The sequence below is a fragment of the Bacillus cereus group sp. MYBK216-1 genome (genome assembly GCF_051916495.1).
Classification (GTDB): Bacteria; Bacillota; Bacilli; order Bacillales; family Bacillaceae_G; genus Bacillus_A; species Bacillus_A thuringiensis_K.
Map to the genome: position 1 here is coordinate 22,512 of NZ_JBQAGT010000022.1, position 10,867 is coordinate 33,378.

Consider the following 10,867-nt stretch of genomic DNA (forward strand, 5'->3'; position numbering starts at 1 on the left):
TCCAAGAATGATTCGGGACAGACTCCTTTCTTATTATGAAAACGTATGACGCAGTCTGTTTAAAATTTCTTCTAAAACAGATCGTGGACAGCCGATGTTAATTCGAATATGTTCTTCGCCACCTAACCCGTATTTCTCACCAGGTTCAACAATGATTTTTCCTTTTTCCTCAAGTAGTGCGGTACGCTCGTTTTGAGAAAGCTTTAGACGAGAACAATCAATCCATAATAAAAAGCTACCTTCAGGCTTCGTTACGGAAAGAGCAGATATGTGAGTTTTAATATATTCACAAGCAAATTGAGCATTATCTTCTATATATAATCGAATTTCGTTTAGCCAATCATTACATTCTGTATAGGCACTTCGCATCGCTGTATAAGCGAAGATATTTAACCCGTGGAAGCCTTGTCTATACTGGATAGCTGTAAAGGCGTGACGGAGTTTTTCGTTTGGAATGATAATAATCGACGCTTGTAATCCAGCGATATTAAATGTTTTACTTGGAGCCATACAAGTGATAGTGCGCGCTGCTAATTCTTCAGATAAGGAAGCGAACGGTGTATGTGTATGGTCTGCATAAATGATATCGGAATGAATTTCATCCGCGACAACGATTACGTTATATTTAGTACATAACGATCCGAGCTGCACAAGTTCCTCTTTCGTCCAAACGCGTCCGATTGGGTTATGAGGGCTACAAAGAAGCATGAGTTTGACGCCTTGCTGAAACTGCTTTTCTAAATGCTCGAAGTCTATCACATATGTATCATTTTGTTTCTGTAATGGACTCACACATAACTGCCTATTATTTGTTGTGACCATTTCGAAAAATGGAGGATAAATAGGTGGTTGTACGAGAACGGATTCGTTTTCTTTTGTAAAAGCCTGTATGCTCGTACTAAGAGCTGGAACGATCCCTGCACTAAAGACGATCCATTCTTTTTGAATGTCCCAGTCGTATTGTTGTTTTGTCCAGTTACAAATAATATCCCCAATATTTTCAGGGGGAAGTGTATAGCCAAAAATCGGATGTTCGATCCGTTGTTTTAAGGCAGTTTGAATTGGTTTTGGTACTTCAAAATCCATATCAGCAATCCAAGCATGGATAAGTTCTTCGTTTTTATATGTATCCCATTTTATACTATGCGTTCCACGTCGATTGATTGCTTTATGAAATAGTTGCATAAGTTTGCCCCCTTCTTCTGTAAAACCAATAAGTTACGAAAGTTCTCTCTCTTCTTATAGAATAGCTGATGTGATAGGATAAAGAAAAGTATTAAAAAGTGAAAAGGCGGGAAGCGAATGGGTACATATGAAAAGATGATAGAGGTTGTGAAGAATTGGGATCCGTTTCAAATGGGACCGGAGTTTTATGAAACAGAAGCGAGCGATGTTGTGAACGTCGCAAGTGTGTTTGATGATCCAAAATACATCGCAAAGAAGATTCAACATATATACTTTATGTCTTTTGAGGAAGTACCTGCGCTTGAAAAATGTGAGAAGTTAGCTGTGGAATTACTTGTAATAAAAGAAGGCGGAAGTTGTTCATTATAGGCTGTCGGAATTTCCGACAGCCTTTTTTATATTATCCCGCTATTTGCTTGGTAGTAAGACCCCACCTCAAAATTCAGCGGAAGCAAAGAAGTTAGGTCGGACTAATTAAATTTTCACTTTATTGCGCGGAAAAAGCGATAATTTCTTCATAAACATGTTTAGGCTTTTCTTCAGGTAGTAAATGTCCTGTATTTTCGTAAGAAATAAATTTTGAATTCGGTAAATCTTTGTGTAGACGATGACCTACATGTACAGGGACGACGCGGTCTTTTTCACCCCAAATGAGCAAGATAGGTGTTTCGATTTTTTGTAATTCAGTTGAAGATAAGTCACCTTCACGGTCTCGTATCATGCGAGTTAAAGCGGGAAATATACGGTCGTCATAAAAAGGAGCGGAGTAACCTTTTTTCATTTCATCGTCAATTAATGAGTGATCATGAACGACATTCATTAAGTTATGAACGATGCCGCGCCTAATAATCCAGTTCTTTACGTATAAATGAAAGAACGGTAAATAAGAAGAGTATAGTAAAGGTAAGGTTGCACGTGCTAAATAGCTAGAGCTGCATAGTAAAATCGTCTTTGAAATGAGTTCAGGACGTATACGGTTTACATAGAGAGAAATTTGCCCACCCATAGAATGTCCAACTAATACAATGTTTGAGAGAGATAAATGTTCAATTAAATCAATAATAATCGTTGCTAAATTATGATAAGAATACTTAAACAGATGAGACTTATCACTTTTTCCGAACGGTGGTAAATCAAGAGCGATGACTGTTCCTTCCTTCGATAGTAAAGGAATGAGGCGGCGGTAACTGAATGAGGAAGATAAAAAGCCGTGAACTAGTACGAAAGTAGGACGTTCTGTTTTATTATCATGTTCATACAATTCGTAATGAACAGTAGTGCCGCGAGTGGAAAAAGTGAAATAAGGACAAGTATATTCATGATTCATTTTTTGTCACTCCATTGATTTTTGTTCATATCATCTCCAAGGAAGAAGAAAATATGTTAACAAAAAAAGGCAAGATGACGATGTCATCTTGCCTTTCACTTATTCCGTATTACCCGCGCACAATATTAGGCGGTGTTTTTCCTTGTAATCCTGCAACTAAATTTTCAGCGGCGGTCATAGCCATTTGCTGACGAGTTTTTAATGTTGCAGATCCGATGTGTGGTAAAGTCACAACATTTTGTAATGATAAGAGTGGATTATCTTTTTGAATCGGCTCTTGTGTAAATGTATCGATACCTGCTGCAAAGATTTTCTTTTCTGTTAAAGCATGGATTAACGCTTCTTCATCTACTGTTTTGCCGCGAGAAGCATTAATGAAGATTGCTGTGTCTTTCATTAATGAAAATTCCTTTTCTCCGATAAGGTGATATGTTTCATCTGTTAATGGAGTAAGAAGAACAATAAAGTCAGACTGCTTCAGTAGCGTCTGTAAATCACAATATGTAGCATCGAATTTTTGTTCAGCTTCTTCTTTACGACGGCGGTTATAGTAAAGAACATTCATATCAAATCCGAATTTTGCTCGTTTTGCAACGGCTTCTCCAATTCGGCCCATACCGATAATACCAATTGTGCTATGGTGTACATCTAGTCCGAAGTGTTCTTTTCCGATTTCAGCGTTCCATTCACCATTTTTCACGTAAGAATTGAGTTCGCAAACGCGGCGCCCAGCTGATAGCATAAGGGCGAAAACGAGATCAGCTACTGTATCATCTAATACGTATGGTGTATTCGTTCCGATAACATTTCGGTTTTTCATCGCTTGTAAATCAAAATTATCGTAACCGACAGAAATGTTGCTCACTACTTTTAAGTTAGGAGCTACTGTCAGTAATTCTTCATTAATAGCAGATCCGAAATTTAATAACCCATCTTTATCTTGTATTTTCTCTAATAGAATATCACGAGGTACTTTCTCATTTTGATCCCATTTTTCATAATCACAGTGTTTTGATAAATAGTTTTCTACAAATGTTGGAACTGGTTCAGCAATATAAACTTTTGGTTTCACGGTTCCATCCCCTTTCGCTTTATCCCACATTTTTCCGCTGATTAAAGTTTCACTTTACCCCGCTTTAACGGACAGTAAGCCTCTCGCCTCAAAAAGAAGCTCAAGCAAAGAGGTTAGGCGGGATAGCAACTGTCCGTAAAAGCCCGATTGGTGTGGGCTAATAATCAGCGGGGTAAAGCATTCCGCTGATTAAAGTTTCACTTTATTTTGACATAATTCAATAGAAAAATCTTCTTTTCAAACTGGAAAGGGTATTTGTATAATTTAGACACAAACGAAAAGGAAGGATGATTTATATGGTGACAGAAAAAGAATTAGAATTATTAGCTTGTCTTGAAAAGAGTAGTCGATTATCTGTAGATACATTAGCGAAGCTGTTAAATATAGAAGTAGAAGAAGTAAAGAAGATGGTTGCAAGATTAGAAAATGAAAAGATTATTGTGGATTATGTAACACATATTGATTGGACGAAAGTGAAAGAGCATACAGGTTTAACGGCAATGATCGATGTGAAAGTTACGCCAAAGCACGGCGTTGGGTTTGATGCGGTTGCTGAACAAATTTATCGTTATTCAGAAGTGAAATCCGTTTATTTAATGTCAGGAACATATGATCTTTCTATTACATTAGAAGGGAAAACGATGGGGGAAGTAGCGATGTTTGTTTCTGAGAAATTAGCAACAATTGAATCTGTCGTTTCTACAACTACTCATTTCATTTTGAAGAAGTATAAACATGAGGGCGTTATTTATGAAAAAGACGATGATGATAAGCGAATTGTGGTGACACCATGAAGCAATTTGAACTATCTAGATCAGCAGAATCTTTAAAACCATCTGGTATTCGAAAATTTTTTGATTTAGCAGCAAATATGAAAGGTGTTATTTCCCTCGGGGTAGGAGAGCCGGATTTTGTTACACCTTGGAATGTAAGGCAAGCATGTATTCGTTCTTTGGAACAAGGGTATACGTCATATACAGCAAATGCAGGATTATTGGAGCTCCGTCAAGAAATAGCAAAGTATCTAAAAAAACAATTTGCAGTATCTTATGATCCAAGTGATGAAATCATTGTTACAGTTGGAGCGAGCCAGGCGTTAGATGTAGCGATGCGCGCCATTATAAATCCTGATGATGAAGTGCTCATTATTGAACCAAGCTTCGTTTCTTATGCACCACTTGTGACATTAGCTGGAGGAGTTCCGGTTCCTGTGACGACTACGTTAGAAAACGAGTTTAAAGTACAACCAGAACAAATTGAAGCAGCTATTACAGCGAAAACAAAGGCAATTTTACTTTGTTCACCAAATAACCCGACAGGTGCAATGCTAAATAAATCCGAGCTTGAAGAAATAGCAGTGATTGTTGAGAAGTACAATCTAATTGTATTATCTGATGAAATTTATGCAGAGCTTGTATACGACGAAGTATATACGAGTTTCGCGAGTATTAAAAATATGCGTGAGCATACGATTTTAATTTCAGGATTTTCAAAAGGATTTGCGATGACAGGATGGCGCCTCGGTATGATTGCAGCTCCTGTTCAATTTTCAGAATTAATGCTCAAAATCCATCAGTATTCAATGATGTGTGCACCGACGATGTCTCAGTTTGCAGCACTTGAGGCGTTACGCGCAGGGAACGATGAAGTAATTCGAATGAGAGATAGTTATAAGAAGCGTCGTAACTTCATGACGACATCTTTCAATAAAATGGGCTTAACGTGTCATGTGCCAGGCGGAGCATTTTATGTTTTCCCTTCTATATCTTCAACAGGATTATCTTCAGCGGAATTTGCAGAACAGTTATTGCTGGAAGAAAAAGTGGCCGTTGTCCCTGGTAGCGTATTTGGCGAAAGTGGTGAAGGTTTTATTCGTTGTTCTTATGCGACGTCGCTTGAACAACTTATGGAAGCAATGAAGAGAATGGAACGGTTTGTCGAAAATAAAAAAAGGACAAAACGTAATACGTTTTGTCCATAAAAGGGGGGGAATACTAGAAAGCCATGTGTTAGTAGTCTATCCCAATATTGGAGAATTATACTTCTTTAAGGGAAATTTTTCATGAATTTTGAATGAGTTCTGTCATAGTGGTATAATTTACTAATATAAGGTATACGCATTCTAGATAACGTTATCTAGAATGCGTACTAACCAATCGGATATTTAAAATAAATATATCTGCTTTGCTCTCTATAATTGTAGAGAGAATGGTAAACGTATGGGAGTGTTTCATATGTCAGAACAATATACAACAGGAGTGGTTGTAACAGGGAAAGTGACTGGAATTCAAGATTACGGTGCATTTGTAGCGTTAGATGCAGAAACACAAGGACTTGTGCATATATCTGAAATTACAAATGGATATGTAAAGGATATTCATGACTTTTTAAAAGTCGGCGATACAGTAGAAGTAAAGGTACTTTCAATTGATGAAGAGCACAGAAAAATGAGTTTATCGTTAAAAGCGGCGAAAAGAAAGCAAGGAAGGATTCTTATACCGAACCCATCTGAAAACGGATTTAATACGCTGCGAGAAAAGTTGGCAGAATGGATTGAAGAGTCCGAGTTAACAAAGTAAAAGAGGAACGCATATGAGCGTTCCTCTTTTACTTTATCTTATGATATATATTTGCAAATATGATTGCATGCAATCATATTCGTATGTCGGAGGTGAAAGGACATACTGATTATCGAATTTCGTTTGTTTCTGGGTGCGTACCAAGATTTTCAGATGGTTTAAACAGTAAACCAAGGTTGATAAGCCCAGATATACCAACGATGCCGTAAATAATACGTGCAAGAGCTGAATTTTGTCCACCGAAAATGGCTGCTACTAAGTCAAACTGGAAAAACCCGATTAGTCCCCAGTTCACAGCGCCAATTACAGTAAAGACTAATGCGATACGTTGCAGAGTACTCATGAAAAAGCCCCCCTTTTAATTGTGAAGCATGAGCAAGCGATGAGTTAATTAACTCTTTTATAGAATGGGGTAGTTATGTTGTTTTTATACATAAAAAATGTTCGAAAGACGATGTATATACATCTATACCGAAAAATACGAATTTTTATGCAAAAAATGAACTTTTTCTAAAAAATATATATTGGTTACGTTTACAATGTTTGAATCGCTTGATTTACAACTTCAGTTTCGCTAAAGTGAATACAGAAATACATATCCATAATTGGAGGGAAAAAGATGAGTACACATGTAACGTTCGACTATTCTAAAGCGTTATCCTTCATCGGTGAACATGAAATCACTTATTTACGTGATGCAGTGAAAGTAACACATCACGCAATCCACGAAAAAACTGGAGCTGGGAACGATTTCCTTGGGTGGGTAGATCTTCCGCTTCAATATGACAAAGAAGAATTCGCTCGCATTCAAAAATGCGCAGAAAAAATTAAAAATGACTCTGACATTTTACTTGTTGTAGGTATTGGTGGTTCTTACTTAGGAGCACGCGCAGCAATCGAAATGTTAAACCATTCTTTCTACAACACGCTTTCTAAAGAACAACGTAAAACTCCACAAGTGCTATTTGTTGGACAAAACATTAGCTCCACTTACATGAAAGATTTAATGGACGTATTAGAAGGTAAAGACTTCTCTATTAACGTTATTTCCAAATCAGGTACAACAACAGAGCCAGCACTAGCATTCCGTATTTTCCGTAAGTTATTAGAAGAAAAGTATGGAAAAGAAGAAGCTCGCAAACGTATTTATGCAACTACAGATAAAGCACGTGGTGCATTAAAAACATTAGCTGATAACGAAGGTTACGAAACATTTGTTATTCCGGATGATGTTGGAGGTCGTTTCTCTGTATTAACGCCAGTTGGTTTATTACCAATCGCAGTAAGTGGCTTAAATATTGAAGAGATGATGAAAGGTGCAGCTGCTGGTCATGATGACTTCGGAACATCAGAACTAGAAGAAAACCCAGCTTACCAATACGCAGTCGTTCGTAATGCTTTATACAATAAAGGAAAAACAATTGAAATGCTTGTTAACTATGAGCCAGCACTTCAATACTTCGCTGAGTGGTGGAAACAGTTATTTGGTGAAAGTGAAGGGAAAGATCAAAAAGGTATTTTCCCATCTTCAGCAAACTTCTCAACTGACTTACACTCATTAGGTCAATACGTTCAAGAAGGTCGTCGTGACTTATTTGAAACAGTTCTTAAAGTAGGTAAATCTACACATGAACTAACAATCGAATCCGAAGAAAACGATTTAGACGGATTAAACTACCTTGCTGGTGAAACTGTAGACTTCGTAAACACAAAAGCATACGAAGGTACATTACTTGCACATAGCGACGGGGGAGTACCAAACTTAATCGTCAATATTCCTGAATTAAATGAGTACACATTTGGTTACCTTGTATACTTCTTCGAAAAAGCATGTGCGATGAGCGGCTACTTATTAGGCGTAAATCCATTTGACCAACCTGGAGTAGAAGCATACAAGAAAAACATGTTTGCTTTACTTGGTAAACCAGGATTTGAAGAATTAAAAGCAGAATTAGAAGAGCGTTTAAAATAATAAAAAGCGGCCGTAATCCGGCCGCTTTTTATTATTTCATCGAAAAGTCCATTAGTATATTCAAACTAGAGTGGGTATGCTAAAGAAAAAGTCTAGGAGGGATGGGCTTGATTCCGATTCAATCAAATTTAGAGGGACGTACATATGCGTTATATAAGTTAGAAGAAATAATGAAGCCACTTGGGTATAGCATTGGCGGCAATTGGGATTATGAGAAAGGATGCTTTGATTATAAAATTGATGAAGAAGATGGCTATCAATTTTTACGAGTACCATTTACAGCGGTTGATGGAGAACTAGATGTACCTGGTGTAGTAGTTCGTCTTGGAACGCCGTATATTCTTTCGCACGTATATCAAGACGAACTAGATGATCATGTTAATACTTTAACAGCCGGAACGAGTGGAATGGATCAATTTGCTGAGCCGAAAGATCCAGATGGAGATGTAAAAAGAAAGTATATCGATATTGGGAAAGTACTCATGCAAGAACTAGAAAAACATTTTACTAATGGTGAATAACAATGAGTATGTCGCTTTGAATGAGAACAAAGGAATGAACTGGATTAATCATATATTGTTCGTCGCGCTTTATACCTAGTAAGAGAATGTTTTGCTTTAAAAGAGTATAGCTACAATTTGCAAACGTTTGTCCGGTGCAGGAAGATGGAAGTTCCATCAGTTGTAATTTATTATCAGAGATTTCATTGTAAAGTGAAAATAGTACACCTGAAATGGAAGGGAATAAAAGAGAAGCGGTAAATACATAGCTCGTTAATTTATTTCCTTCTATAATTTCTGATGCGCCAGCTCTCGTTGCATTTTGTATTTGTTCAGAAGTAAGAAGTTCAGCGATGCAGTGAATGTTTGGGTTGAGCCCTTTTGCGGTTAAAATATTTAAAATGGACTGTGTATCAGCTAAGCTTTCGTTTTTTTCTTTATCAGCAGTTATTAATATAGTGTGAGCGGTTGTAATATTAGCTTTTAATAATGTTTGATCGTGATGGGGGCATCCTTTTATAAATTCTAAATGATGAAATGGTTTTGGCAGTAAAGAAAGTGTTTCATCAATTAAAACGATATCCAGGTTAGGTTGTAAGATGTGCATTTGTTTTACAACATGTTTTGCCCGTTCGTTCCAGCCGACAATAATCATATGACTGTTAGAAGTCGCGGCTTCTTCTCCTTTAACTTTCATATATTGTTTATTAATCATATCAGTGGCGAATAGCACCATATAATAAGAACAAAAACCAGTTCCAAATAAAATAATACCCATACCGATAAGTTTGCCGATTAGTGTATGCGGGGCAAAGTCACCATAGCCAACAGTGAAAATTGTAACGATTGACCACCAAATTCCATCAAACCATGTGGTAAAGTGAGATGGTTCTAATCTATGTATAAGAAAGCCGGAAAAAGCGGTAAGTATAATAATAAAACAAATTAAACGAAAAATAATGGAATCACGAAATGTATCTACTAATTTTGGACGGGATTTCAATTGCCAATTCCTCCTTATTTTGCAGGACTACATTCATTGTTGCCATTATAGAAAAAAGAAAAACTCTCTAATTTATAAAGAGAGTTTGTTTTACGTTACATACTTTCCACTTCAGTTTGTTGAACACTTTCAAGATGCTGGAGAGCATAGTAAACATCGGCAGTATGTCTTTTTTGATCGATACATAATTTAAGATGTAAATAATGAGAACCATTTTCTAACGTTTTAAGCTTCATATTCTTCACTTTTATATCCATTTCTTTTATTTCTTCAATTACAACTGGGATATTGTCCATATTTCGCACAACAAGTTTTACTACGATATCACGTTGACGAAATGATCTAGGTCCTACGAATTTCATTGTTAACGGTATAAGTTCAACACTAATCATAAGGAAACACATCCCGAAAATTGCTTCGATATAGAATCCAGCTCCAACAGCAATACCAATACCAGATGCGCCCCAGATCATAGCAGCAGTCGTTAGTCCTGCAATACTATCGTTTCCTCTTCTTAAAATAACACCGGCACCTAAAAAACCGATTCCTGATACAATTTGGGCGGCAAGTCGAAGTGGATCCATATTCATATGATCGGTATGTGGTAAATTGTAAGCTGCTTTAATAGAAACAATCGTCAGGAGGCAACTGATAATAGAAATAACTAAACACGTTTTTAAACCAAGTGGTTTACGTTTTAATTCGCGCTCTAAACCGATGGCGAACCCTAAAATAGCCGAAAGACCTAGTTTGATTAATAAATCGGTATAGTCCATATATATTCCTCCTTGTATGATATCGTATATAAATAAAACGTTTATTATAGAAAGAAACGTTTTTGGGTAGAGTGACTTTATATAGAATATATGTAGGAATCTCTTAGAAATGAAAGAGATATTTCGTTTAAGTATATGATAATAAAAAAGGAATGTAGTTAATTTAAAAAAAGTTTATAAAAGGTGTTGCATTTCATTTTACTGCATGATATATTAATAACCGTCGCTGATGCGGAAACGCAGAAAACGACAAAAAAGAAATTGAAAAACTTAGTTGACATCGAAAAACGAAGATGTTAACATAAGGAAGTCGCAAATGAGCGACCAAGTAGTTCTTTGAAAACTGAACGAAACAAACAACGTGAAACGTCAATTTTTATTTTAGATGCTAGACAAACTTTATTGGAGAGTTTGATCCTGGCTCAGGATGAACGCTGGCGGCGTGCCTAATAC

12 protein-coding genes are annotated in these 10,867 nt (G+C 36.7%); 6 read left to right on the forward strand and 6 right to left on the reverse strand.

Annotated elements, in window-relative coordinates:
- Nucleotides 1–33: 33 nt before the first annotated feature.
- Nucleotides 34–1,185 (reverse strand): MalY/PatB family protein, encoded by a 1,152-nt coding sequence (locus ACTFRH_RS29655; RefSeq protein ID WP_001175810.1) that lies wholly within the window; start codon nt 1,183–1,185, stop codon nt 34–36.
- Between the two features lie 117 nt (nt 1,186–1,302).
- On the opposite strand from ACTFRH_RS29655, the gene ACTFRH_RS29660 reads away from it, so the two are divergent.
- A complete protein-coding gene (locus tag ACTFRH_RS29660; RefSeq protein WP_000537632.1) occupies nt 1,303–1,554 on the forward strand; it encodes a YugE family protein in 252 nt (83 codons plus the stop codon).
- 118 nt (nt 1,555–1,672) lie between these two features.
- Here ACTFRH_RS29660 and ACTFRH_RS29665 read toward each other — a convergent pair whose 3' ends face one another.
- Nucleotides 1,673–2,512 (reverse strand): alpha/beta fold hydrolase, encoded by an 840-nt coding sequence (locus ACTFRH_RS29665; RefSeq protein WP_001015217.1) that lies wholly within the window; start codon nt 2,510–2,512, stop codon nt 1,673–1,675.
- Nucleotides 2,513–2,621: 109 nt separating this feature from the next.
- Nucleotides 2,622–3,614: a 2-hydroxyacid dehydrogenase gene (locus ACTFRH_RS29670; protein WP_003303178.1), complete on the reverse strand. Its 993-nt coding sequence runs from the start codon at nt 3,612–3,614 to the stop codon at nt 2,622–2,624.
- Between the two features lie 266 nt (nt 3,615–3,880).
- On the opposite strand from ACTFRH_RS29670, the gene ACTFRH_RS29675 reads away from it, so the two are divergent.
- The 3 genes from ACTFRH_RS29675 to yugI all read left to right on the forward strand — a co-directional run bounded on the left by ACTFRH_RS29675 (nt 3,881) and on the right by yugI (nt 6,163).
- Nucleotides 3,881–4,378: an Lrp/AsnC family transcriptional regulator gene (locus ACTFRH_RS29675; RefSeq protein WP_000255696.1), complete on the forward strand. Its 498-nt coding sequence runs from the start codon at nt 3,881–3,883 to the stop codon at nt 4,376–4,378.
- Nucleotides 4,375–5,565, forward strand: a complete 1,191-nt coding sequence (locus ACTFRH_RS29680; RefSeq protein WP_000808533.1) for an aminotransferase — start codon at nt 4,375–4,377, stop codon at nt 5,563–5,565. The genes ACTFRH_RS29675 and ACTFRH_RS29680 overlap by 4 nt, the downstream gene beginning before the upstream one ends.
- A 253-nt stretch (nt 5,566–5,818) precedes the next feature.
- Nucleotides 5,819–6,163 carry a S1 domain-containing post-transcriptional regulator GSP13 gene (gene yugI, locus ACTFRH_RS29685; protein WP_000003764.1) on the forward strand — a complete coding sequence of 115 codons (345 nt, stop codon included), beginning with the start codon at nt 5,819–5,821 and terminating at the stop codon, nt 6,161–6,163.
- A gap of 109 nt (nt 6,164–6,272) precedes the next feature.
- Here the strand turns inward: yugI and ACTFRH_RS29690 are convergent, their stop codons facing one another.
- Nucleotides 6,273–6,506: a DUF378 domain-containing protein gene (locus ACTFRH_RS29690; protein WP_000105788.1), complete on the reverse strand. Its 234-nt coding sequence runs from the start codon at nt 6,504–6,506 to the stop codon at nt 6,273–6,275.
- A gap of 276 nt (nt 6,507–6,782) precedes the next feature.
- Here ACTFRH_RS29690 and ACTFRH_RS29695 point away from each other — a divergent pair, with 276 nt between their 5' ends.
- Both ACTFRH_RS29695 and ACTFRH_RS29700 read left to right on the forward strand, forming a co-directional pair.
- On the forward strand, nt 6,783–8,135 hold the full coding sequence (locus ACTFRH_RS29695) for a glucose-6-phosphate isomerase (RefSeq protein WP_000103654.1): 1,353 nt from the start codon (nt 6,783–6,785) through the stop codon (nt 8,133–8,135).
- Between the two features lie 107 nt (nt 8,136–8,242).
- The gene (locus ACTFRH_RS29700; RefSeq protein WP_000612342.1) at nt 8,243–8,656 is read left to right on the forward strand and encodes a YugN-like family protein; all 414 of its coding nucleotides are present in this window, start codon (nt 8,243–8,245) and stop codon (nt 8,654–8,656) included.
- Here the strand turns inward: ACTFRH_RS29700 and ACTFRH_RS29705 are convergent.
- Together ACTFRH_RS29705 and ACTFRH_RS29710 are read right to left on the reverse strand one after the other, a co-directional pair.
- Nucleotides 8,643–9,638 (reverse strand): potassium channel family protein, encoded by a 996-nt coding sequence (locus tag ACTFRH_RS29705; protein WP_000842314.1) that lies wholly within the window; start codon nt 9,636–9,638, stop codon nt 8,643–8,645. The two genes, ACTFRH_RS29700 and ACTFRH_RS29705, sit on opposite strands and share 14 nt — an antisense overlap.
- A gap of 95 nt (nt 9,639–9,733) precedes the next feature.
- A complete protein-coding gene (locus ACTFRH_RS29710) occupies nt 9,734–10,414 on the reverse strand; it encodes an MgtC/SapB family protein (protein ID WP_000386685.1) in 681 nt (226 codons plus the stop codon).
- Nucleotides 10,415–10,867 lie beyond the last annotated feature (453 nt).

Bases quoted from the DNA above. Each gene is read 5' to 3' on its own strand.
- ACTFRH_RS29680 (WP_000808533.1), top strand. From the start codon at position 4,375: ATGAAGCAATTTGAACTATCTAGATCAGCAGAATCTTTAAAACCATCT.
- yugI (WP_000003764.1), top strand. From the start codon at position 5,819: ATGTCAGAACAATATACAACAGGAGTGGTTGTAACAGGGAAAGTGACT.
- ACTFRH_RS29675 (WP_000255696.1), top strand. From the start codon at position 3,881: ATGGTGACAGAAAAAGAATTAGAATTATTAGCTTGTCTTGAAAAGAGT.
- ACTFRH_RS29690 (WP_000105788.1), bottom strand. From the start codon at position 6,506: ATGAGTACTCTGCAACGTATCGCATTAGTCTTTACTGTAATTGGCGCT.
- ACTFRH_RS29665 (WP_001015217.1), bottom strand. From the start codon at position 2,512: ATGAATCATGAATATACTTGTCCTTATTTCACTTTTTCCACTCGCGGC.
- ACTFRH_RS29670 (WP_003303178.1), bottom strand. From the start codon at position 3,614: ATGTGGGATAAAGCGAAAGGGGATGGAACCGTGAAACCAAAAGTTTAT.
- ACTFRH_RS29660 (WP_000537632.1), top strand. From the start codon at position 1,303: ATGGGTACATATGAAAAGATGATAGAGGTTGTGAAGAATTGGGATCCG.
- ACTFRH_RS29655 (WP_001175810.1), bottom strand. From the start codon at position 1,185: ATGCAACTATTTCATAAAGCAATCAATCGACGTGGAACGCATAGTATA.
- ACTFRH_RS29695 (WP_000103654.1), top strand. From the start codon at position 6,783: ATGAGTACACATGTAACGTTCGACTATTCTAAAGCGTTATCCTTCATC.
- ACTFRH_RS29710 (WP_000386685.1), bottom strand. From the start codon at position 10,414: ATGGACTATACCGATTTATTAATCAAACTAGGTCTTTCGGCTATTTTA.